Annotated in this window: 19 protein-coding genes; 17 read left to right on the top strand and 2 right to left on the bottom strand. The window is 69.7% G+C overall.

All coding sequences use genetic code 11. The features are described from left to right. Positions 1-123: 123 nt before the first annotated feature. The 5 genes from ACH4YL_RS23235 to ACH4YL_RS23215 all read left to right on the top strand — a co-directional run bounded on the left by ACH4YL_RS23235 (position 124) and on the right by ACH4YL_RS23215 (position 6821). Entirely contained in the window at positions 124-813 is a 690-nt protein-coding gene (locus tag ACH4YL_RS23235; protein ID WP_398509321.1) for a hypothetical protein, read from the top strand. Between the two features lie 69 nt (positions 814-882). After that, entirely contained in the window at positions 883-3009 is a 2127-nt protein-coding gene (locus ACH4YL_RS23230; protein ID WP_398509369.1) for a bifunctional polysaccharide deacetylase/glycosyltransferase family 2 protein, read from the top strand. Then, on the top strand, positions 3006-4088 hold the full coding sequence (locus tag ACH4YL_RS23225) for an acyltransferase (RefSeq protein WP_398509320.1): 1083 nt from the start codon (positions 3006-3008) through the stop codon (positions 4086-4088). Before ACH4YL_RS23230 ends, ACH4YL_RS23225 begins: the two co-directional genes overlap by 4 nt. Before the next feature lie 142 nt (positions 4089-4230). Beyond that, positions 4231-5571: a nitrate/nitrite transporter gene (locus tag ACH4YL_RS23220; RefSeq protein WP_398509319.1), complete on the top strand. Its 1341-nt coding sequence runs from the start codon at positions 4231-4233 to the stop codon at positions 5569-5571. Positions 5572-5669: 98 nt separating this feature from the next. Then, positions 5670-6821 carry a uroporphyrinogen-III synthase gene (locus ACH4YL_RS23215; RefSeq protein WP_398509318.1) on the top strand — a complete coding sequence of 384 codons (1152 nt, stop codon included), beginning with the start codon at positions 5670-5672 and terminating at the stop codon, positions 6819-6821. Here ACH4YL_RS23215 and ACH4YL_RS23210 read toward each other — a convergent pair. Beyond that, on the bottom strand, positions 6770-7339 hold the full coding sequence (locus ACH4YL_RS23210) for a DUF1772 domain-containing protein (RefSeq protein WP_398509317.1): 570 nt from the start codon (positions 7337-7339) through the stop codon (positions 6770-6772). The genes ACH4YL_RS23215 and ACH4YL_RS23210 overlap by 52 nt on opposite strands. Before the next feature lie 216 nt (positions 7340-7555). Here ACH4YL_RS23210 and ACH4YL_RS23205 point away from each other — a divergent pair, with 216 nt between their 5' ends. From ACH4YL_RS23205 to ACH4YL_RS23175, 7 genes are all read left to right on the top strand, one after another. After that, entirely contained in the window at positions 7556-8788 is a 1233-nt protein-coding gene (locus ACH4YL_RS23205; RefSeq protein ID WP_398509316.1) for a serine hydrolase domain-containing protein, read from the top strand. 116 nt (positions 8789-8904) lie between these two features. Beyond that, a complete protein-coding gene (locus ACH4YL_RS23200; RefSeq protein ID WP_398509315.1) occupies positions 8905-9534 on the top strand; it encodes a CGNR zinc finger domain-containing protein in 630 nt (209 codons plus the stop codon). A gap of 131 nt (positions 9535-9665) precedes the next feature. After that, positions 9666-10253 carry a sigma-70 family RNA polymerase sigma factor gene (locus ACH4YL_RS23195; protein WP_108148995.1) on the top strand — a complete coding sequence of 196 codons (588 nt, stop codon included), beginning with the start codon at positions 9666-9668 and terminating at the stop codon, positions 10251-10253. Further along, entirely contained in the window at positions 10250-11083 is an 834-nt protein-coding gene (locus tag ACH4YL_RS23190; RefSeq protein ID WP_398509314.1) for an anti-sigma factor family protein, read from the top strand. Before ACH4YL_RS23195 ends, ACH4YL_RS23190 begins: the two co-directional genes overlap by 4 nt. Before the next feature lie 61 nt (positions 11084-11144). After that, a complete protein-coding gene (locus tag ACH4YL_RS23185) occupies positions 11145-13523 on the top strand; it encodes a HelD family protein (RefSeq protein ID WP_398509313.1) in 2379 nt (792 codons plus the stop codon). A 390-nt stretch (positions 13524-13913) separates the two neighbouring features. Continuing rightward, positions 13914-15347: an NAD-dependent malic enzyme gene (locus tag ACH4YL_RS23180; protein WP_398509312.1), complete on the top strand. Its 1434-nt coding sequence runs from the start codon at positions 13914-13916 to the stop codon at positions 15345-15347. A gap of 313 nt (positions 15348-15660) precedes the next feature. Then, positions 15661-15942, top strand: a complete 282-nt coding sequence (locus ACH4YL_RS23175; RefSeq protein ID WP_103834809.1) for an HU family DNA-binding protein — start codon at positions 15661-15663, stop codon at positions 15940-15942. Positions 15943-16126: 184 nt separating this feature from the next. Here ACH4YL_RS23175 and murA read toward each other — a convergent pair whose 3' ends face one another. Continuing rightward, positions 16127-17467 carry a UDP-N-acetylglucosamine 1-carboxyvinyltransferase gene (gene murA / locus ACH4YL_RS23170; protein WP_398509311.1) on the bottom strand — a complete coding sequence of 447 codons (1341 nt, stop codon included), beginning with the start codon at positions 17465-17467 and terminating at the stop codon, positions 16127-16129. A 288-nt stretch (positions 17468-17755) separates the two neighbouring features. On the opposite strand from murA, the gene ACH4YL_RS23165 reads away from it, so the two are divergent. The 5 genes from ACH4YL_RS23165 to ACH4YL_RS23145 all read left to right on the top strand — a co-directional run bounded on the left by ACH4YL_RS23165 (position 17756) and on the right by ACH4YL_RS23145 (position 22113). Continuing rightward, positions 17756-18316 (top strand): YqgE/AlgH family protein, encoded by a 561-nt coding sequence (locus ACH4YL_RS23165; protein WP_398509310.1) that lies wholly within the window; start codon positions 17756-17758, stop codon positions 18314-18316. A gap of 70 nt (positions 18317-18386) precedes the next feature. Next, positions 18387-18674 (top strand): DUF3039 domain-containing protein, encoded by a 288-nt coding sequence (locus ACH4YL_RS23160; RefSeq protein ID WP_398509309.1) that lies wholly within the window; start codon positions 18387-18389, stop codon positions 18672-18674. Between the two features lie 270 nt (positions 18675-18944). Further along, complete coding sequence (locus tag ACH4YL_RS23155; RefSeq protein ID WP_398509308.1) at positions 18945-20249, top strand: extracellular solute-binding protein; 1305 nt, start codon at positions 18945-18947, stop codon at positions 20247-20249. A gap of 50 nt (positions 20250-20299) precedes the next feature. Continuing rightward, positions 20300-21268: a carbohydrate ABC transporter permease gene (locus ACH4YL_RS23150; protein WP_398509307.1), complete on the top strand. Its 969-nt coding sequence runs from the start codon at positions 20300-20302 to the stop codon at positions 21266-21268. Next, a complete protein-coding gene (locus ACH4YL_RS23145) occupies positions 21265-22113 on the top strand; it encodes a carbohydrate ABC transporter permease (RefSeq protein WP_398509306.1) in 849 nt (282 codons plus the stop codon). The genes ACH4YL_RS23150 and ACH4YL_RS23145 overlap by 4 nt, the downstream gene beginning before the upstream one ends. Positions 22114-22116 lie beyond the last annotated feature (3 nt).

Below are 22116 nucleotides of genomic sequence, written 5' to 3'. Positions count from 1 at the left end.
GCGTGCGCTACATTCTGGGTCCGGGTGATTGTGGTATCGACGCGGGGCGGGTGGGGACCTGTCCGTGCGGAATCTGGCCACAGGTGCGCACCCGGATCCAGCCGTGGGGGTGTGCAGTCAGCTGTGGAAAATTGGCGAGAAGATGCCGGTATCGGGCATACGCATGAGCCGAACGAGGTAACCGTCCAACTCGACGGAATCGGCCGGAAGCTCGGTGAACTGCCCGCCGGACCGCAGCGCTCGGACACTCAGGACGGCTCCGACGGCCCCGTGTTCGTCGACGAGAGCGGCCGCCGGAGCAAGAAGTTCCGCCGGGTCGGCTGGGTACTGGCCGCCGCCTGTGCCTGCTATGCCGTGACCCTCGTCGCCGCCCTCATCGGCGGCGACTCCACCGCGCCGCTGCTGCCCGGTTTCGGCCAGCAGGACAAGGAGCGCAGTGGCTCGGTCGAGGTGCAGCCCACGGCCGGCGTCGGCGCGCCCACCGTGGCCACACCCTTCGCACCCGGCGCCCCGACCCCGACCGACGCCGTCGGCTCGCCGGTACCGGGGCCCACCGGCAGCGCGTCCGGCACGGTCTCCGGCGGACTTCCGGCAGACCCGGCCCCCGGTACCTCCGGATCCGCGTCGCCGAACACCTCCGGCGGAGGAGCCCCGGTCCCCGGCGCGCCCTCCAGCTCCTCGTCCCCGGGCGGCGGCGGAACCGCACCCGGCCCCGACCCCGGGGGCAGCCCTCCCGGACCCTCGCCCTCCGACTCCGGGCCCACCGGCCTGCCGACCGAGCCGGCGGCACCCGTGCAAGAAGGCACCCTCTAAATGAACAACGCCAGCAGGGCCCCGCGACCGTCGCGGCGGCCCCGGACCGTCGTACGCCACAGACTGCCCATGCGCTATCTGCTGCCCGTGCTCTTCCTGGTCGCGCTGAGCGCCATGCTGATGCTGCGCGGCTATGTGCACAGCGAGATCCTCGCCGACCATCGCGTACGCCCGCCGACCTGGGCCGACCAGGTCCCCAAGGAGATCCTGCGCGGCGGACCGGTCATCGACGCCCGTGACGAGGACGACCCGAAGACCCTGCGCATCCCCGACCGCAGGCTCGTGCTGACCTTCGACGACGGGCCCGACCCGGCCTGGACGCCGAAGGTCCTCGAGACGCTGAAGAAGTACGACGCACACGGCGTCTTCTTCGTCACCGGCACCATGGCATCCCGCCATCCCGACCTGGTGGAACGGATCGTGCGCGAGGGCCACGAGGTGGGCCTGCACACGTTCAACCACCCCGACCTCGCCTTCCAGTCGGCCTCCCGCATCGACCGGGAGCTGGCCCAGAACCAGCTGGCGCTGGCGGGCGCGGCCGGCATCCGCACCTCGCTGTTCCGCCCGCCGTACTCCTCGTTCTCCGCCGCCCTGGACAACGAGTCCTGGCCGGTCACGCAGTACATCGGCAGCCGCGGCTACATCACCGCCTTCAACGACACCGACTCCGAGGACTGGAAGCGGCCCGGAGTCGCCGCGATCATCGAGCGGGCCACGCCCAAGGGCACCCGTGGCTCGATCGTGCTGATGCACGACTCCGGCGGCGACCGCTCGCAGACCGTCGCGGCTCTCGACCGCTTCCTGCCGCAGATGAAGGAGCGGGGCTACCGCTTCACCAACCTCACCGAGGCACTCGACGCGCCCAGCGCCCACACCCCGGTCACCGGCGTGGAGCTGTGGAAGGGCAGGGCCTGGGTCGCCGCCGTCACCGTGTCGGAGAACACCACCGGCGTCCTCACCGTCGGCCTGGCCGCGATCGGCGTGCTGGTCATCGCCCGGTTCGGGATGATGCTGCTGCTCTCCTTCGGGCACGCCCGCAAGGTGCGCAGGCCCGGCTTCAGCTGGGGCGAGCCGGTCACCCGGCCGGTGTCCGTGCTGGTCCCCGCGTACAACGAGGCCAAGTGCATCGAGAACACGGTGCGTTCGCTCAGTGAGAGCGACCATCCCGTCGAAGTGATCGTCATTGACGACGGGTCGAGCGACGGGACCGCACGGATCGTCGAGGGCCTGCGCCTGCCGAACGTACGCGTGGTCCGGCAGCTCAACGCCGGCAAGCCGGCCGCACTCAACCGCGGTATCGCCAACGCCCGCCACGACATCATCGTGATGATGGACGGCGACACCGTCTTCGAGCCGTCCACCGTCCGCGAACTGGTCCAGCCCTTCGGAGACCCGCGCGTCGGCGCGGTCGCGGGCAACGCCAAGGTCGGCAACCGCGACAGCCTCATCGGGGCCTGGCAGCACATCGAGTACGTGATGGGCTTCAACCTCGACCGGCGGATGTACGACGTGCTGAGCTGCATGCCGACCATCCCGGGCGCGGTCGGGGCGTTCCGCCGCGCCGCCCTGGACCGCGTCGGCGGCATGAGCGACGACACGCTCGCCGAGGACACCGACATCACCATGGCGCTGCACCGCGACGGCTGGCGCGTGGTCTACGCCGAGAAGGCGCGCGCCTGGACCGAGGCCCCGGAGACCGTGCAGCAGCTGTGGTCGCAGCGCTACCGCTGGTCGTACGGCACCATGCAGGCGATCTGGAAGCACCGCCGCGCCCTCGTCGAGCGCGGCCCTTCGGGCCGCTTCGGCCGGGTCGGGCTGCCGCTGGTCTCCCTGTTCATGGTGCTCGCGCCGCTGCTGGCCCCGCTGATCGACGTGTTCCTGCTGTACGGGCTGGTCTTCGGGCCCACGCTGAAGACGGTCGCCGCGTGGGTCGGGGTGCTCGCCGTGCAGGCGCTGTGCGCCGCGTACGCCTTCCGTCTCGACCGGGAGCGGATGGTGCATCTGATCTCGCTGCCGCTCCAGCAGGTGCTCTACCGGCAGCTGATGTACGTCGTGCTGCTGCAGTCCTGGATCACGGCGCTGACCGGCGGCCGCCTGCGCTGGCAGAAGCTGCGGCGCACCGGAGCGCTGGGAGCCGCGCCCGGGAACATCCCGAGCCCGCGGAGCAGCGACGAGGACCGGCGGCCGGTCGCATGAGCCACGCCGCCACCGCTGCCGCCGCACCCGAGGCCGCCGTTCCCGAGCGGGGCGGCCGCGACCGGTACTTCGACCTGCTGCGGGCCCTCGCGCTCTTCCGGGTCTTCCTCTACCACCAGGTGGGCTGGGCCTGGCTGCCGCTGGTCTTCCCGTCCATGGGCGTGATGTTCGCGCTCGCGGGCGCCCTGATGGCCCGCTCCCTGGGACGTCCCGCGCTCCAGGTGATCCGCGGCCGGCTGCGGCGGCTGCTGCCGCCGATGTGGGTGCTCGGCGCGGTCGGCGTGAGCGCCATGGTGCTCCAGGGCTGGCGTCCCGGAGCGTCCGCGCTCTTCTGGATCCTGCCGCTGAGCGACCCGGCGTACGCGAGCGAGCAGTGGGCCGTCGATCTGGCCGAGCCGCTCTGGTATCTCCGCGCCTATCTGTGGTTCGTGCTGCTGTCGCCGCTGCTGCTGCGCGCCCTGCGGCGGCTCCCGTGGGCGACGCTCGCGGCCCCGCTCGCCCTCTCGGTCGCGCTCAGTTTCGGATACCTTCCGCTGCCCGAGCGGATCGACTCCGCGCTCACCGACTTCGCCACCTTCGGCGCCTGCTGGATCCTCGGCATGGCTCACCAGGAGGGGATCCTGCGGAGGCTGCCGCGCTACGCCGTCCCGTCCGTCGCGCCCTTCGTCATGCTGGCGGGTCTGTTCTGGGCGTCCCGGCACGGCTTCCCGGCGGACGACCTGGACGCCATCCCGACCGCGCACGGGCTCTGGTCGCTCGGCGCCGTCCTCCTGCTTCTGCACTTCAGCCCCTCGTGGGACCGGCTGCCGCCGCGGCTGCGCCGCTGGGACCGGGTGATCACGCTGCTGAACGCGCGTGCGGTGACGGTCTACCTCTGGCACAACATCTGCATCTTCGTCGCGGCCACACAGTGGGACCGGCTCTGGGACATCGACCTGCTCGCCGAGCATGCGCCCTGGCTCCTCGAGAGCTGGGTGCCTGCGCTGTTCCTGTCCGGGGCGCTGACCGCGGCGGCTGTCGCGCTGTTCGGCTGGGCCGAGGATCTGGCGGCCCGGCGCAGACCGCGGCTGTGGCCCTGACCGCTCGTACAGGCCCGAACGTCTCACACCGGCCCCGACCGCCGGGTGAGAGCAAGGTTTCGCGCCGGTCACCTCGGGCCACCTGGGCCGAAACGCGCCGTTCCTAACGTCGCTCCCACGACGACACAGGTGGAGGCGCGTGATGGCTGGCCGGTGGATTGAACAATGGGACCCCGAGGACGAGACATTCTGGGAGGCGCAGGGAGAGCGGACCGCACGTCGCAACCTGATCTTCTCGATCCTCTCCGAACACATCGGGTTCTCCATCTGGACCCTTTGGTCCGTGCTGGTCCTGTTCATGGGACCGGAGTACGGCATCGACCCGGCGGGGAAGTTCTTCCTGGTGGCCATGGCCACTCTGGTCGGAGCCTTCATCCGGGTCCCGTACACCTTCGCCGTCGCCCGGTTCGGCGGCCGGAACTGGACGATCGTCGCCGCGTCGATGCTGCTCCTGCCGACGGGCGCGGCATTCCTGGTGATGGAGCCGGGGACCTCATACACCACGTTCATGCTGGTCGCGATGCTCACCGGCGTGGGCGGCGGTAACTTCGCCTCGTCCATGACCAACATCAACTCCTTCTTCCCGCTGCGGAAGAAGGGCTGGGCGCTCGGGCTGAACGCGGGCGGCGGCAACATCGGTGTGCCCGTCGTCCAGCTGGTCGGGCTCGCGGTCATCGGGGCGGCCGGCGGACCGCGTGTGCTGCTCGGGATCTACCTCCCCTTCATCGCCGTCTCCGCTGTCTGCGCAGCCCTCTTCATGGACAATCTCGCGCCGGTCAAGAACGACACCGGAGCGTCGAAGGAAGCGGTGAAGGACCCGCACACCTGGATCATGTCCTTCCTCTACATCGGCACCTTCGGGTCGTTCATCGGCTACAGCTTCGCCTTCGGCCTGGTCCTGCAGACACAGTTCGGGCGCACGCCGCTGCAGGCCGCCTCCATCACCTTCATCGGGCCGCTGCTCGGCTCGCTGATCCGCCCGCTCGGCGGCTGGCTCGCCGACCGCTACGGCGGCGCGCGCATCACCCTGTGGAACTTCCTCGGGATGGGCGCGGCCACCGGAGTCGTCGTCCTCGCCTCGGTGGAGAAGTCGCTGTCGCTGTTCACCGGCGCGTTCATCGTGCTCTTCGTACTGACCGGGGTCGGCAACGGCTCCACGTACAAGATGATCCCGGGCATCTTCCAGGCCAAGGCCGTCGCGAAGGGAATGACCGGCGAGGCTGCCGCCGCGTACGGACGCCGGCTGTCCGGAGCGTCCATGGGACTCATCGGCGCGGTCGGCGCACTCGGCGGTCTCGGCATCAACCTCGCCTTCCGCCAGTCCTTCCTGACCGCGGGCACCGGCACCTCCGCCTTCGTTGCCTTCCTCGCCTTCTACGCGGCCTGTTTCGCGGTGACCTGGGCGGTATACCTTCGCCGGCCCGCCGCTGCCGCTCAGCCCGTCGCGGAGGCAAAGCCACAGCTCAGCTACGCGGAGGTGTAACACCGGGGAAATCCAGGCGAACCGAGCCCGTCACGCTTCCTTGGCAGGCTCGGTCGCCCCACTCCCGCACATGGGGACCGCACAACGGGACGGCAGACATGACGGCAGACACGGACGCACGCCTGCACGGGCCGCTTGCCGGATTCACGGTAGGTGTCACCGCCGCGCGCCGGGCCGACGAGCTCGGGGCACTGCTGCGACGCCGCGGCGCGAACGTCTTTCACGCGCCCGCGCTGCGCATCGTCCCACTCGCCGACGACGCGGAACTCCTCGCAGCCACCAAGGAGCTGATCGACCACTCGCCCGACGTGGTGGTCGCGACCACCGCGATCGGCTTCCGCGGCTGGGTCGAGGCAGCGGACGGCTGGGGCCACGGCGAGGAGCTGCTGGCCCGGCTGCGCGGGGTGGAACTGCTCGCCCGCGGGCCCAAGGTCAGGGGAGCGGTCCGGGCCGCCGGCCTCACCGAGGAGTGGTCGCCCGCCTCCGAGTCCATGGCGGAAGTCCTCGACCGGCTGCTCACCGAAGGGGTGGCCGGCCGCCGGATCGCACTCCAGCTGCACGGCGAACCGCTGCCCGGATTTGTCGAGTCGCTACGGGCCGGGGGCGCCGAGGTCGTCGTCGTACCGGTCTACCGGTGGATGGAACCCGAGGACCCCGCACCGCTCGACCGGCTCCTGGAGGCGACCGTCTCCGGCGCTCTGGACGCCGTGTCCTTCACCAGCGCTCCGGCCGCCGCCTCGCTGCTCTCCCGCGCCGAGTCCCGAGGGCTGCTGCCCGATCTGCTCCAGGCGCTCCAGCACCGGGTGCTGGCCGCCTGTGTGGGGCCGGTCACCGCGCTGCCGCTGCAGGCCCGCGGGATCCCCACGGTGCAGCCGCAGCGCTTCCGGCTCGGCCCGCTGGTACAGCTGCTGAGCCTGGAACTGCCCTCGCGCGCCCGAGCGCTGCCGGTCGCCGGCCGCCGCCTGGAGATCCGCGGCCACGCGGTCCTGGTCGACGACGAACTGCGCCTCGTGCCGCCCGCCGGGATGGCCCTGCTGCGCGCGCTCGCCCGCCGCCCGGGCTGGGTCGTCTCGCGCGCCGACCTGCTCGGCGTGCTGCCCGGTGCAGGCCGCGACGAGCACGCCGTCGAGACGGCCATGGCCCGGCTGCGTACGGCACTCGGCGCGCCCAAGCTGATCCAGACGGTGGTCAAACGCGGCTACCGGCTGGCGCTGGACCAGGCCTCCGGAACCAAGTACGCGGACGCCTGACGTACGAGCGCGGTGGCGCGCCACAGGCACACCAGTGCAGCCGTCGACAGCACTGTGCGCACGATGTTCCAGGCGATCCAAGGGTCCTCGAACGTTTCGCGCACGGCACCCGGATCGGCGATCCGCTCGGGGTCGCCTGCCGCCACGAGGTCGTCGTTGAGCGGCACGTTCACGCCGACGGTCACCAGGAACGCGGCGGCGTACAGCACGAGCGCCGCGAACACCCAGCCGCGTGACGCGGCCCGGCGCTGCTGCCACGCGCCGAGCGCGGTCAGCGCGAGCGCGCCGAGGAACGCCGCGAAGAAGACCGGGTTGTAGATCGCGTCGTCGATGTTCTGCATGACCTCGATGAAGGTCCGGTCGTCGCTGCGGCCGAGTCCCGGCATCACCGAGGTCGCGTAAGCGAAGAAGACCCCGGCCATCAGCCCACTGGTCACGGTCGCAGCCCCGAGCACCGCCCCGGCAGCCCTGCCCCGCGTCGTGTTCTGCGCTCTGTTCTGCGTCGTGTTCTGTGTCATACGACCAGTCAATCGGCGGCTCGTGGCGCTCACCATGGGCGAGCGTCGCAAACGCATGTCCGAGCGTCCAGCAGGCGGGCCCAGGCACTGAAGAAGGCTGAAAACTTCGGGACTTCACCCTGCGGATGCAACCTGCCCGCACCTCCGGCGCGTATAGCTGTTGCCGGCGTCCGCAACCGCGGCGCGGCTCGCACCGGAGTTCAGGAGAAGAACCAGATGGTCTCAGGCATGGTGGGCAGAGGCACGGCGCTCGGCGCGGTCCTGCTGTCCTTCCTCGCAGTCCCCGCGCAGGCGGCAACCGCCGCAGAGAGCGCGCCGTCGGCCGTCGCCAAGACGCTGCCCGCGCCCGATCTCGCGGGGCTGCGCGGGGTGTTGCGTTCGGCGATGGCCGAGGGCGCGCCGGGCGCGATGGCGAGGATCGACGACAACGGCACCGTCCACAAGGTGTCCGAGGGCGTCGCCGACCGGGCCACCGGCCGCGCCCTCAGCACCCAGGACCGCTTCCGCGTCGGCTCCGTCACCAAGAGCTTCACCGCCGTCGTGCTTCTCCAGCTCGTCGACGAGGGCAAGCTCGGCCTGGACACCTCGGTCAACACGTACCTGCCCGGGCTGCTGCCCGACGACCGGATCACGGTGCGCCATGTGCTGAGCCACCGCAGCGGTCTGTACGACTACACCAACGAGATGTTCGAGGCGACGGTCCCCGGCTTCGAGTCCGTCCGCAACCGGGTCTTCACCAACCAGGAGCTGGTGAACCTGTCTCTGGCCAAGCCGGTCAACAACCAGCCCGGCGCGGCCTATTCGTACTCCAACACCAACTTCGTGGTCGGCGGCATGCTGATTGAGAAGGTCACCGGCCACTCCGTTCACACCGAGTACGGCTCGCGCATCATCGCGCCGCTGAAGCTGCGCGACACCTTCTACGTGCACCCGGACACCGCGCTCCCCGGCCGCCACGCCAAGGGCTACCTGAAGCCCGACGAGGCCGGTGCGCCGCTGGTGGACTCCACCCGGCAGACCGCCTCCTGGGCGCAGGGCGCCGGCGCGATGATCTCCAGCGCCCGTGACCTGGACACCTTCTTCTCCGCGCTGCAGCGCGGCAAGTTGCTCTCCGCGGACGCTCTGGCACAGATGCAGAAGTGGACGCCGGTCAACAGCACGCAGGGGTACGGCCTCGGCCTGCGCCGCCGCGATCTCGCCTGCGGCGTCTCCGTGTACGGGCACACCGGCACCGTGCAGGGCTACTACACGTACTCCTTCACCTCGAAGGACGGAAAGCGCACCATCACCGCGCTCGCCAACACCTCCAACAACAGCAATGTGCTGAACGCGATGGCCCGCACGCTGGACGCCGCCTTCTGCGGCAAGCCGGCGGCCGCGCCGAGCGCCCGGACGACGGCTCCTGTCGAGCGGTACGAGGACATCGCTCCGGACATCGCCCGCGACTGAGCCCTCCGCCCGGCGCATGCGGCCGGACCCGCAAGAACGAGGGGTTCCGGCCGCACGCCCGGAAGGGCACTCTGGTGGGGAGACCCGGCGGTGACCCCATAGGCGGTGACAGGCGCATGACGGCAGGCGCGACGGGTACGGCGCCGTACGACTGGCGGTTCGACTCCGGGCGGATCTGCCTCGATCTGGTGGCGACCGCGGAGACCGGATCCGCCGAGACCGGTTCCGTACCGACTGGATCGGGGCGCGAGCCGCTGGCCGGTGCCGGCCGGCTCGGCCGCTGGCTGGTGGGCGCCGGACTGGTTCCCGCCGACACCCAGCTCGCCGCCGTGGACGGCCGGTGGGTGGACCGCTTCGCCGAACTGCGCGGCTGGATCAGCCAGTTGGTCCGCGCCGAGATCGACGGCAGGCCCGCCGAGTCCGCGCTGGACCGGGTCAACGCCATCGCCGCGGGACCGCCGCCCGCCATCAGAGCCGTACGGGACGAGGACGGCAGTCTCGTACGCGCGCTGGGCGCGGCTCCCGAGTGCGGCGCGCTGCTCGCCGCCGTCGCCCGCGACGCCGTGGAGCTGCTGACCGACCCGGCGGCCCGCGCGAGGCTCCGACAGTGCGAGGGCGAGGGTTGCCTGCGTGTGTACTTGGACACATCCCGCGGGCGCCGCCGCCGCTGGTGCTCCAGCGAGGTGTGCGGAAACCGCGAGCGGGTCGCCCGTCACCGGCGCAGAGCGGCCGTGGCGCGGGCCTGAATCACCGCACCGAGCACCCTCGGAAAGATCTTGGAAAGTTTTTCTCCCGGCATTGAGTGATCCGGCTGCTGACCCCGTAGTGAAGGAGGACAAGCAGTCAGCCAAAACAGGGTCTCGACCGGGAGGTTCAGGTGCGCAAGGATGCGGCCGTGGCCGATGACCGTCCGCAAAGGGCCCGCCATCGAAGCGAAAAGCCACGCATCGACTCCTCAGCACCTGACGAGGAACTCATGCGCGCGCTGTATCGCGAACATGCGGGACCTTTGCTCGCCTATGTACTGCGCCTCGTTGCCGGCGATCGCCAGCGTGCCGAGGACGTGGTCCAGGAGACGCTCATCCGTGCCTGGAAGAACGCCGGTCAGCTCAACCGAGCAACCGGCTCTGTCCGACCCTGGCTGGTGACGGTCGCGCGCCGCATCGTCATCGACGGTCACCGCAGCCGGCAGGCCCGGCCGCAGGAGGTCGACCCGTCGCCGCTGGAGGTCATGCCCGCGGAGGACGAGATCGACAAGGCGTTGTGGCTGATGACGCTCTCAGATGCACTCGATGATTTGACGCCCGCCCACAGGGAAGTGCTTGTCGAGACGTATTTCAAGGGTCGTACGGTCAATGAGGCGGCCGAGACGCTCGGCATACCCAGTGGGACCGTGCGGTCCCGCGTGTTCTACGCACTGCGTTCGATGAAGCTCGCTCTGGAGGAGAGGGGGGTCACGGCATGACCATGTATGAGCAGGAATCCGTACACGATGCGGTCGGCGCGTACGTGCTGGGCGTGCTCGACGACGCGGACGCCTCCGCCTTCGAGGCGCACCTCGCGGGCTGCGACATCTGCGCCGCCCACCTCGAGGAGTTCTCCGGGATGGAGCCGATGCTGGCGATGCTGGCAGAGGCCCCGGCACCTCCCGCGGGCCGGTCGAACGTACTCAGCATGCCCGGCATGCCGGACGCCCAGGACTGGTCGGACTTCGGCCGGCCGCGGGCCGTGCCCGTGGTGCCCGCACCGCCCAGCCCCAAGCTGCTCGGCGGCCTCCTCGACGAGGTCGCGGCCAAGCGGGCCGCCAAGCGCCGGCGCGGCATGTATCTGGTCGCGGCAGCCGCGGCCCTGATCATCGGCGGTCCCACCGCCGCGGTCGTGGTCACCTCGAACGACTCCGGCAGCAACGAAGCGCTCCCGCACCCGACCTCCCCGGCCGAGGACGCCTTCTTCAACCACATGGAGGAGAAGGTCAAGGCCACGGACCCGACCACCAAGGTCAGCGCGACCGTTGGCCTGGAGAAGAAGGGCTGGGGCACCCACACCGTTCTGGAGCTGAAGAACGTCAAGGGTCCGCTGAAGTGCAACCTGATCGCCGTCTCCAAGACCGGCGAGGAGGAGGTCGTGACCTCCTGGGCCGTTCCGAGGTGGGGTTACGGCATACCAGACAGTCCGGACAAGGCGGCCAAGAACCCGCTGTATGTCCACGGCGGAGCGGCGATGGACCGGAACGACATCGACCACTTCGAGGTCCGTACGTTCGAAGGCAAGCGACTGGTGGAGGTCGAAGCCTGACAGATTCGCCCCCTTCGCGTACGGTTGACGGCTGCCCAGTGCACGTCAGAAGGGGGCCCCGGTGGCCGCGCAGGAAGCCGCTGTCGACTCTGTCCGGGACCGCGAAATCGGTGTCGAGCAGGAACATCTGAATCAGGTGTACCGCCGCCTCGAGGAGAAGATCCACGAGGCGGAGTTCCTCATGCACGACGCCGCCAAGCGCGGCCAGGTCGGCACGCCCGGCGCGCTCGCCGAGCGGGACGCGCAGGTGTTCCGCGCGGGAATCCATCTGAACCGGCTGAACAACGAGTTCGAGGACTTTCTCTTCGGCCGGATCGATCTGCTGCTCGGCAAGGACGGCGAGAAGGGTCCGGACGGGGCGTACACCTCGGTGGAGCCCGCGGACGACGCCGTACGGCCGGACAACACGGCCGACATCGCGGAGACGCTGCACATCGGCCGCATCGGAGTCCTCGACTCCGACTACGCGCCGATGGTGATCGACTGGCGTGCGCCCGCCGCCGCGCCGTTCTACCGCTCCACGCCGGTCGACCCGGGCCGGGTGGTACGCCGCCGGGTCATCCGCTCCAAGGGCCGCAAGGTCCTCGGCGTCGAGGACGACCTGATGCGCCCGGAACTCGCCGCGACGCTGGACGGCGCGGAACTCCCGGTCATCGGCGACGGCGCGCTGATGGCGGCCCTCGGCCAGGCCCGCGGCCACACGATGCGGGACATCGTCGCCTCCATCCAGGCGGAACAGGACCTGGTGATCAGGGCCCCGGCCGCCTCGGTGACCTATGTGGAAGGCGGCCCCGGCACCGGCAAGACGGCGGTCGCGCTGCACCGCGCGGCGTATCTGCTCTACCAGGACCGCCGTCGGTACGCGGGCGGCATCCTGATCGTCTCGCCGACGCCGCTGCTGGTCGCGTACACGGAGGGCGTGCTGCCCTCGCTCGGCGAGGAGGGCCAGGTCGCGATCCGCGCGGTCGGCCACCTCGTCGACGGCGCGGAGGCCACGGCGTACGACTCCCCGGACGTGGCCCGTGTGAAGGGCTCCTTGCGGATGCTGAAGGTCCTGCGGAAGGCGACGAGAGGGGCGCTGGAGCTCACCGGCGGTCCGGGTGCCGCCGCCGGTCGCGGCGGGCAGCTCGCCTTCGGCGAGGACGCCGACGACTCGCGCGGCGGGGACCCGCGTTCCGCGCGCGGCGCCGGGACGCCCACCCGACTCCGCGTCGTCGCCTTCGGGCGGCGGCTGGAGCTGGAGGGCGACGAGCTGACGCGCATCCGGCACAACGTCCTCGGCGGGACCACGCCCGTCAATCTGCTGCGGCCCCGTGCCCGGCGGCTGCTGCTCGACGCGCTGTGGGCGAAGTCCGGGTCCCAGGGCCGGCACACCGACCCCGAACTCGCCGCCGAGCTGCGGTCCTCGTTCGACGACGACGTCAGTGGCGAGGACAGCTTCATCACCTTCCTGGACGCCTGGTGGCCCGAGCTGACCCCGCGCGGTGTCCTGGAGGCCATGGCCGACGAGCGGACGCTCGGCCGCTGGGCGCGCCGGATCATCAACCCGGGGGAGGTTCGCCGGGTGGCGCGATCCCTGCGCCGGGACGCGCTGTCCGTGCACGACGTGGCGCTGCTGGACGAGCTCCAGACGCTGCTCGGCACTCCGGCCCGCCCACGCAAGAAGCGCGAACTCGACCCGCTGGACCAGCTCACCGGTCTTGAGGAGCTGATGCCCCAGCGCGAGGAGACCCAGCGCGAGCGTGCCGAGCGGCTCGCCGCCGAGCGCGTCGAGTACGCCCATGTCATCGTCGACGAGGCGCAGGACCTGACCCCGATGCAGTGGCGCATGGTCGGCCGCCGCGGCCGGCAGGCCACCTGGACGGTGGTCGGCGATCCGGCCCAGTCGTCCTGGTCGGATCCCGAGGAGGCGGCCGAGGCGCGCGACGAGGCGCTCGGCTCCCGCCCGCGCCGCCGCTTCCAGCTCACGGTGAACTACCGCAACCCCGCCGAGATCGCCGATCTCGCGGCCAAGGTGCTGCGGCTCGCGATGCCCGGCAGCCAGTCGCCGCGCGCGGTCCGTTCGACGGGCCTGGAGCCGCGTTTCACGGTCGTACGGGACGGGGACCTCGCCGGGACCGTGCGCGAGGAGGCACAGCGGCTGCTGGACCGGGTCGACGGCACGGTCGGCGTCGTGGCCGCCATGAACCGCCGTGAGCAGGTGGCACGTTGGCTCAAGGGGCTCGGCGACCGGGTGGTGGCGCTCGGCTCGCTGGAGGCGAAGGGCCTGGAGTACGACGCCACGGTGGTCGTGTCACCTGCCGAGATCGCGGACGAGAGCCCGGCCGGGCTGCGGGTGCTCTATGTGGCGCTGACCCGCGCGACGCAGGAGCTGACGGTGGTCTCGGACCGGCGCGACGACCCGGACGGGGACGGCGTTCCGGACCTGCTGCGGGACTGACCGGTTAATGATCGGCTGCTGACAGGGAGTCAACCCGTGATGGAGGAATCACTTCCCGGGGTCGTTTGTTAGCCTGGGTACGGCACCGGCCCGATCCAAGCCCCCGGGCCCAACCTTCGTCGCTACGAGCGACCACTTGCCGCGAGGCGAGCATGGCGGGTCGGTGTCTTCAGATCGTCGGAGAGGTCCGCGTCACCACTGGTGGCGCGGACCTCTTCTGCATCCTCTTCTGTTTCCCCGACGCTTCTCGTATGGTGGAAAATCCTTTCCGAAAACAAAACGAACACTATTACCTGCTACCCGCAGGTAGGTGCGACCATCAGAACGCGTTGCCGGGCACCAGCCGCGGCCGCAGGGCAATGAAGCTAGCGAAAGCAGAGGAACCCGGTCATGGCAACGGCGCCAAGCGTCTCGTACTCGATGACGGTCCGGCTGGAGGTGCCCGCGAGCGGAACCGCGGTCTCCCAGCTCACCGGGGCCGTCGAGTCCCACGGAGGCTCGGTGACCGGCCTCGACGTGACCGCCTCCGGCCACGAGAAGCTCCGGATCGACGTCACCATCGCGGCGACCTCCACGGCGCACGCCGATGAGATCGTCGAGCAACTGCGCGGGATCGAGGGCGTCGTCCTCGGCAAGGTCTCCGACCGTACGTTCCTGATGCACCTCGGCGGCAAGATCGAGATGCAGTCCAAGCATCCGATCCGCAACCGCGACGACCTCTCGATGATCTACACCCCGGGTGTGGCGCGCGTCTGCATGGCGATCGCCGAGAACCCCGAGGACGCCCGCCGCCTCACCATCAAGCGCAACTCGGTCGCCGTGGTGACCGACGGCTCCGCGGTCCTCGGCCTCGGCAACATCGGGCCGATGGCCGCGCTGCCGGTGATGGAGGGCAAGGCGGCCCTGTTCAAGCGGTTCGCCGGCATCGACGCCTGGCCGCTCTGCCTGGACACCCAGGACACCGACGAAATCGTCGCGATCGTCAAGGCGATCGCCCCAGGATTCGCCGGCATCAACCTCGAGGACATTTCCGCCCCTCGCTGCTTCGAGATCGAGGCGCGGCTCCGCGAGGCCCTCGACATCCCGGTCTTCCACGACGACCAGCACGGCACCGCGATCGTCGTGCTCGCCGCTCTGACCAACGCGCTGCGAGTGGTCGGCAAGGCGGTCTCGGACGTACGGGTCGTCATGTCCGGTGCGGGCGCGGCCGGTACCGCCATCCTGAAACTGCTGATCGCGGCGGGTGTCAAGCACGCCGTCGTCGCCGACATCCAGGGTGTGGTGCACGCCGGCCGCGAGGACCTGGTGGACGCGGCCGTCGGCTCGCCGTTGCGCTGGATCGCCGACAACACCAACCCCGAAGGCGTCACCGGCACGCTCAAGCAGGCCGTCGCCGGAGCGGACGTCTTCATCGGCGTCTCCGCTCCGAACGTGCTCGGCGGCGAGGACGTCGCCGCCATGGCCGACGGTGCGATCGTGTTCGCGCTCGCGAACCCCGACCCCGAGGTCGACCCGGCAATCGCCCGCCAGACCGCGGCCGTTGTCGCCACCGGGCGCTCCGACTTCCCGAACCAGATCAACAACGTGCTGGTCTTCCCGGGTGTCTTCCGAGGGCTGCTGGACGCTCAGTCCCGTACGGTCAGTACGGAGATGATGCTCGCGGCGGCCACCGCGCTCGCGGACGTCGTCACCGAGGACGAGCTCAACCCGAACTACATCATCCCGTCCGTCTTCAACGACAAGGTCGCAGGAGCGGTCGCGGGAGCCGTGCGCACCGCCGCGAAAGCGGCCGGAGCGGGTGTGACGGGCGCTTCGTCGTCCTGACGCACGGCGCGTCGCGAGTCGCGGGGCCAGGACTGCCGCTCTAGGGTGGCGGTCCATGAGCCCGGCGGTTCCACAGGAATCTCCACAAGGAGTCTCCACCCGGTGGACGGAACGTCACCACCACGAGGCAGTGGCGCTTTTCGTGTGACTCCAGAGGGTGCCGGATTGGCTTTCCCGCCGCTGGTGGGGGCAGGATGCGTATTCGGGCGCGAGGGTCTGACAGCAGACCCGGGTCCGGGGACTGTCCGAGGGCCCTGGCAGCATCGGCTTCGATCTCACGCCTGACAGGCAAGAAGAACACGGGAGTAACAACATGAACCGCAGTGAGCTGGTGGCCGCGCTGGCCGACCGTGCCGAGGTGACCCGCAAGGACGCCGACGCTGTGCTGGCCGCTCTCGCCGAGACGATCGGCGAGGTCGTCGCCAAGGGCGACGAGAAGGTCACCATCCCCGGCTTCCTGACCTTCGAGCGCACCCACCGTGCCGCTCGCACCGCTCGTAACCCGCAGACCGGCGACCCGATCCAGATCCCGGCCGGCTACAGCGTGAAGGTCTCCGCGGGCTCGAAGCTCAAGGAAGCCGCCAAGGGCAAGTAAGACAACTGCCTGCGACACACGGCGCGAGGGCGGACGTTCCCACTGGGAACGTCCGCCCTCGCGCTGTTTGTTCTTACGGAGCTTACGGAGCTTACGGAGCTTACGGAGCCAGTCGTGACGAGCTTGTCCTGACGAGCCGGTCAACCCGCGCGGCGGGGCCACCCGGAGGTGGCCCCCGACGGGCTCACACCGCCGCGCCGCCCGGCAGTTCGACCTTCGCGCCGAGCTCGACGAGCTTGTCCATGAAGTTCTCGTAGCCGCGGTTGATCAGGTCGATGCCGTGCACGCGCGACGTCCCCTGCGCCGCCAGCGCGGCGATCAGGTACGAGAAGCCGCCGCGGAGGTCCGGGATGACCAGATCCGCGCCCTGAAGCTTGGTGGGGCCCGAGACGACCGCCGAGTGCAGGAAGTTGCGCTGACCGAAGCGGCAGTCCGAGCCGCCCAGGCACTCGCGGTACAGCTGGATGTGCGCACCCATCTGGTTCAGCGCGGAGGTGAATCCGAGCCGCGACTCGTAGACCGTCTCGTGGACGATGGACAGGCCCGCCGCCTGCGTCAGAGCGACCACCAGCGGCTGCTGCCAGTCGGTCTGGAAACCGGGGTGCACGTCGGTCTCCAGGGCGATCGCGTTGAGCGAGCCGCCCGGGTGCCAGAAGCGGATGCCCTCGTCGTCGATCTCGAAGGCGCCGCCGACCCTCCGGTACGTGTTCAGGAACGTCATCATCGAGCGCTGCTGCGCGCCGCGCACATAGATGTTGCCCTCGGTCGCCAGCGCCGCCGACGCCCAGGACGCCGCCTCGAGCCGGTCCGGGAGCGCACGGTGCGTGTAGCCGCCGAGCTTGTCGACACCGGTGATCCGGATCGTCCGGTCGGTGTCCATGGAGATGATCGCGCCCATCTTCTGCAGCACGCAGATGAGGTCCTCGATCTCCGGCTCCACCGCCGCGTTCGACAGCTCGGTGACGCCCTCCGCCAGCACCGCCGTCAGCAGCACCTGTTCGGTCGAGCCGACCGACGGGTACGGCAGCCGGATCTTGGTGCCGCGCAGCCGCTGAGGGGCCTCCAGGTACTGGCCGTCCGCGCGCTTCTCGATCGTCGCGCCGAATTGCCGCAGCACGTCGAAGTGGAAGTCGATCGGCCGGCCGCCGATGTCGCAGCCGCCGAGGCCGGGAATGAAGGCATGGCCGAGCCGGTGCAGCAGCGGTCCGCAGAACAGGATCGGGATGCGCGAGGAGCCGGCGTGCGCGTCGATGTCGGCGACGTTGGCGCTCTCCACATGTGTCGGGTCGAGGACCAGCTCGCCGGGCTCGTCGCCCGGGCGGACCGTCACGCCGTGCAGCTGGAGCAGTCCGCGCACGACCCGTACATCGCGGATGTCGGGCACGTTGCGCAGCCGGCTCGGCTCGCTGCCGAGCAGCGCGGCGACCATGGCCTTCGGCACCAGGTTCTTGGCGCCGCGGACACGGATCTCGCCCTCGAGCGGGGTTCCACCGTGGACAAGCAGTACATCGTCTTTGCCGGTCATGTATCTCGCGTTCCGGTGGAGTCCCCCCAGTGGAGCGAGGGGAGAGTCGGGCAGGGGCCAGTGATAAAGGGTAAGGGGCCTACACCCCTGTCCCGTAAGACCGAGGACGCACTAGGAGCGTAATGAATTCGGTACAACACGCTCGGTCCCTGCGGGCTGGCGGAGCGTTACGGCCGGCGGTCGCGGCGATGTGCGCCCGTCCCGCGTCATGAGCCGTCCTGAGCTGCGTCGGCTCACACTGTGCCGCTCGGCCCCCGCGGAGGGCGAAGATGCGGGATCATGTCTCGCATGACCGAGGTGTCCTCGCTCACAGGACGGCTGCTCGTGGCCACGCCCGCCCTCGCCGACCCGAATTTCGACCGGGCGGTGGTTCTGCTGCTCGATCACGACGACGAAGGCTCCCTCGGCGTGGTGCTCAACCGGCCGACTCCCGTTGACGTGGGCGACATTCTGGAGACCTGGGCGGGTCTCGCGGGCGAGCCCGGAGTGGTCTTTCAGGGTGGCCCGGTCTCGCTCGACTCGGCGCTCGGCGTGGCGGTGATCCCCGGCGACGAAGGACCGCTCGGCTGGCGCCGGGTGTACGGCGCGATCGGCCTGGTCGATCTGGAGACGCCGCCCGAACTGCTGGGCGCGGCGCTGGGATCGCTGCGGATCTTCGCCGGGTACGCGGGATGGGGCCCCGGCCAGCTGGAGGACGAACTCAACGACGGGGCCTGGTACGTCGTGGAGTCCGAGCCCGGCGATGTCTCGTCGCCGCGGCCGGAGACGCTGTGGCGCGCCGTGCTGCGCAGACAGCGCAGCGAACTGGCGATGTTCGCCACCTACCCGGACGACCCTTCGCTCAACTGACGGGGCCGTCGGTCGCCGGGCCGGGCCCGTGACCGCCGACAGCGCGCCGGAGTGAGTACCCTTGGAGCCCATGAGCACTCTTGAGCCCGAGCGCGGGACAGGCACGGGGACCCTCGTAGAGCCGACGCCACAGGTGTCGCACGGCGACGGCGACCACGAGCGCTTCGCCCATTACGTCCAGAAGGACAAGATCATGGCGAGTGCCCTCGACGGCACGCCCGTCGTGGCGCTGTGCGGAAAGGTCTGGGTGCCGGGGCGCGATCCCAAGAAGTACCCGGTCTGCCCGATGTGCAAGGAGATCTACGAGTCCATGGGCGCCGGCGGCGACAAGGACAAGGGCGGCAAGGACAAGAAGTAGTCACACGGTCCGTGCGACCGGTCCTCGGGGCTGGTCGGTGCGGTAGTCGGTGAGTGGGGACGGCCCCCGGGGCGCGCGGTTTGCGCGCCCCGGGGGCCGTTCGCGTTGTCGTCGGGATGTGGTTCGCGTTGCACAGGGTGCACCCGGCGGTCACAAGGTGGTTGAGACCTCTTGTCCCGTTGTTTGCGCGGCTCTAGCCTCCTGCGTGTTGTGCAGCACGAAACGAACGTTGCATATGTTGCAACGATTACTCGTAAGGGACGACACCGCATGAAGCTCAGCGCCCGAATTGCCGCACCCGTCACCGCACTTGTTCTCGCCGGCCTCACCGCCACCGCCTGCGCTCCCCAGTCCTCCGACAGCAGTGCCAAGAAGGACGAGAAGAGCGGCACACTGCGCGTCTGGCTGTTCCAGGAGGTCAACAACAAGCCGAAGCAGAAGGTCGTGGACGACGCCGTCGCCGCCTTCACCAAGGAGCACAAGGACACCAAGGTCGAGATCGAGTACATCCCGGTCGAGACCCGCGCCCAGCGCATCAAGGCCGCCTTCAACGACCCGAAGAGCGCGCCGGACGTGATCGAGTACGGCAACACGGACACCGCCGGGTACGTCAAGGACGGCGGACTCGAGGACGTCAGCGAGGAGTTCACCGCCTGGGACGAGGCGAAGGACGCCGACCCGACCGCCACCCAGTCCGTCACGGTCGACGGCAAGATCTACGGCGCGCCCTTCTTCGTCGGCGTACGGGCCCTGTACTACCGCACCGACGTCTTCAAGGAGCTCTCGATCGCCCCGCCGAAGACACAGGCCGAGCTGATCTCCACCGCGAAGAAGATCCACGCGGAGAAGCCCGAGCTGTACGGCATAGCCGTCGGCGGCGCGTACACCTACGGCGCGATGCCGTTCATCTGGGCCAACGGCGGCGAACTGGCCGAGGAGAGCGGCGGCAGCTTCAAGGCCACCATCAACAGCGCGGCCGCGCAGAAGGGCATCGAGTCCTACACCTCGCTGTTCGGCGACGACAACTGTCCGGCCGCCAAGTGCGCCTCAATGGGCGGCAACGCGACCGTCACCGCTTTCGCCTCCGGCAAGGCGGCCATGGCGATCGGCGGCGACTTCAGCCACCAGGCGGTGGAGGCGGGCACGGTGAAGGGCAAGTACGCGGTCGTTCCGCTGCCGGGCGTGAAGGCGGGCGCCACGGCGCCGGCGTTCGCGGGCGGCAACAACATCGGCGTACTGAAGAGCAGTTCGCACCGGACGCTCGCGATCGACCTGATGAAGCAGTTCACGGGCAAGGAGACACAGCGGAAGCTGTTCGACGCGATGGGCTTCCTGCCGACGTACATGGAGCTGCGCTCCGAGGTGGCGAAGAAGGACCCGTTCGTCGCGCCGTTCGTCGAGACGCTCGCCGGAGGCGCGAAGTTCGTGCCCGCGACGCCGGCGTGGGGCCAGATCGATGCCTCGCTGGTGCTGCCGACGATGTTCCAGGAGATCGTCAGCGGCAAGAAGGACGTGGCGAAGGCCTCGGGTGACGCGGCGAAGAAGATGGACGAGGCGTTCGCGGCCACGGGCTGACCGGACAACGAGTAACGGCCTGAGGCCGGAACAACAACAGGCTGGACGAAATGACGCACCAAGCGACGGCCGCCGGGCCGGCCGCGGTCACACCGACGACCGCGCCGGCCCCGCCTCGAAGCCACCGCCACCGCCCCGCAAAGAAACGCGGCCGCTGGACGCCCTGGATCTATCTCGCACCCGCACTCGTCGTACTCGCCGGGCTGCTGGTGTACCCGATCTACCAGCTCGGCCTGATCTCCTTCCTCGAATACACCCAGGCCCAGGTCAGCGGCGGCGAGCCGACGACCTTCCAGGGCCTGGGCAACTACCGCACGCTCTTCGCCGACAGCCAGTTCTGGCAGGTCCTGCTCGCCACCGTGGTCTTCGCCGCCTGCTGCGTCGTGGCCACGCTGGCGGTCGGCTGCGCGCTCGCGGTCCTGCTGACGCGCATACGGGCCCTGCCCCGGCTCGCGCTGATGCTGGCCGCGCTCGGCGCGTGGGCCACGCCCGCCATCACCGGCTCCACGGTCTGGGTCTTCCTTTTCGACCCGGACTACGGCCCGGTCAACCGGCTTTTGGGCCTCGGCGACTTCTCCTGGACGTACGGGCGCTACAGCGCCTTCGCGCTCGTACTCCTCGAAGTGGTCTGGTGCTCTTTCCCGTTCGTGATGGTGACCGTGTACGCGGGCATCAAGGCGATCCCGTCCGAAGTACTGGAGGCGGCCTCGCTGGACGGCGCCTCGCAATGGCGTATCTGGCGCTCCGTCATGGCGCCGATGCTCCGTCCCATTCTGGTCGTCGTCACCATTCAGTCGATCATCTGGGACTTCAAGGTCTTCACCCAGATCTACGTGATGACCAACGGCGGAGGCATCGCGGGCCAGAATCTCGTGCTCAATGTGTACGCCTATCAGAAGGCCTTCGCGTCCTCGCAGTACAGCCTGGGCTCGGCGATCGGCGTCGTCATGCTGCTGATTCTGCTCGCCGTCACGCTCGTCTATCTGCGCCTGCTGCGACGCCAAGGAGAAGAACTGTGAGCCTCTCGCGCCAGTTGCGCATACGCCGGCCCTGGCGGCTCGCCGCCGAGGCGTCCGCGCTCGTCATCGCGGTCGTGGTGGCCTTCCCGCTGTACTGGATGGTGCTCTCGGCCTTCAAGCCGGCGGGCGAGATCCAGTCGACCGAGGCCCGGCCGTGGACGCTCGCGCCATCGCTCGACTCGTTCCGCCGGGTCTTCGAACAGCAGGAATTCGGCCGGTATTTCCTCAACAGCCTGTTCGTGGCGGGCGTGGTGGTGATCGCGTCGGCGCTGATCGCCTTCCTGGCGGCGACGGCCGTAACTCGTTTCCGCTTCAAATTCCGTACGACGCTGCTGATCATGTTCCTCGTCGCACAGATGGTCCCGATCGAGGCGCTGACGATCCCGCTGTTCTTCCTGATGCGGGACTTCGGCCAGCTCAACACGCTCGGCTCGCTGATCCTGCCGCATATCGCCTTCTCGCTGCCGTTCGCGATCTGGATGCTGCGGGGCTTTGTGAAGGCGGTCCCGGAGGCCCTTGAGGAAGCGGCCTACATCGACGGCGCGAGCCGTACGCGCTTTATGTGGCAGATCCTCTTCCCGCTGGTCTTCCCGGGCCTGGTGGCGACGAGCGTGTTCTCGTTCATCTCGACCTGGAACGACTTCCTGTTCGCCAAGTCCTTCATCATCAGCGACACCTCGCAGTCGACCCTGCCGATGGCGCTGCTGGTCTTCTTCAAGCCGGACGAGAACGACTGGGGCGGGATCATGGCAGCGTCTACCGTGATGACCCTGCCGGTGCTGGTCTTCTTCGTACTCGTACAGCGACGCCTGGTCTCCGGACTGGGCGGCGCGGTGAAGGACTGACGC

It is taken from the genome of Streptomyces sp. NPDC020681 (genome assembly GCF_044334895.1).
Classification (GTDB): Bacteria; Actinomycetota; Actinomycetes; order Streptomycetales; family Streptomycetaceae; genus Streptomyces.
This window is presented reverse-complemented; position numbering and strand designations above follow the sequence as displayed.

Coding starts and splice junctions, on each gene's coding strand:
- ACH4YL_RS23230 (WP_398509369.1), top strand. CDS start 883: ATGCGCTATCTGCTGCCCGTGCTCTTCCTGGTCGCGCTGAGCGCCATG.
- ACH4YL_RS23225 (WP_398509320.1), top strand. CDS start 3,006: ATGAGCCACGCCGCCACCGCTGCCGCCGCACCCGAGGCCGCCGTTCCC.
- ACH4YL_RS23220 (WP_398509319.1), top strand. CDS start 4,231: ATGGCTGGCCGGTGGATTGAACAATGGGACCCCGAGGACGAGACATTC.
- ACH4YL_RS23215 (WP_398509318.1), top strand. CDS start 5,670: ATGACGGCAGACACGGACGCACGCCTGCACGGGCCGCTTGCCGGATTC.
- ACH4YL_RS23210 (WP_398509317.1), bottom strand. CDS start 7,339: ATGACACAGAACACGACGCAGAACAGAGCGCAGAACACGACGCGGGGC.
- ACH4YL_RS23205 (WP_398509316.1), top strand. CDS start 7,556: ATGGTCTCAGGCATGGTGGGCAGAGGCACGGCGCTCGGCGCGGTCCTG.
- ACH4YL_RS23200 (WP_398509315.1), top strand. CDS start 8,905: ATGACGGCAGGCGCGACGGGTACGGCGCCGTACGACTGGCGGTTCGAC.
- ACH4YL_RS23190 (WP_398509314.1), top strand. CDS start 10,250: ATGACCATGTATGAGCAGGAATCCGTACACGATGCGGTCGGCGCGTAC.
- ACH4YL_RS23180 (WP_398509312.1), top strand. CDS start 13,914: ATGGCAACGGCGCCAAGCGTCTCGTACTCGATGACGGTCCGGCTGGAG.
- ACH4YL_RS23175 (WP_103834809.1), top strand. CDS start 15,661: ATGAACCGCAGTGAGCTGGTGGCCGCGCTGGCCGACCGTGCCGAGGTG.
- murA (WP_398509311.1), bottom strand. CDS start 17,467: ATGACCGGCAAAGACGATGTACTGCTTGTCCACGGTGGAACCCCGCTC.
- ACH4YL_RS23165 (WP_398509310.1), top strand. CDS start 17,756: ATGACCGAGGTGTCCTCGCTCACAGGACGGCTGCTCGTGGCCACGCCC.
- ACH4YL_RS23160 (WP_398509309.1), top strand. CDS start 18,387: ATGAGCACTCTTGAGCCCGAGCGCGGGACAGGCACGGGGACCCTCGTA.
- ACH4YL_RS23155 (WP_398509308.1), top strand. CDS start 18,945: ATGAAGCTCAGCGCCCGAATTGCCGCACCCGTCACCGCACTTGTTCTC.
- ACH4YL_RS23150 (WP_398509307.1), top strand. CDS start 20,300: ATGACGCACCAAGCGACGGCCGCCGGGCCGGCCGCGGTCACACCGACG.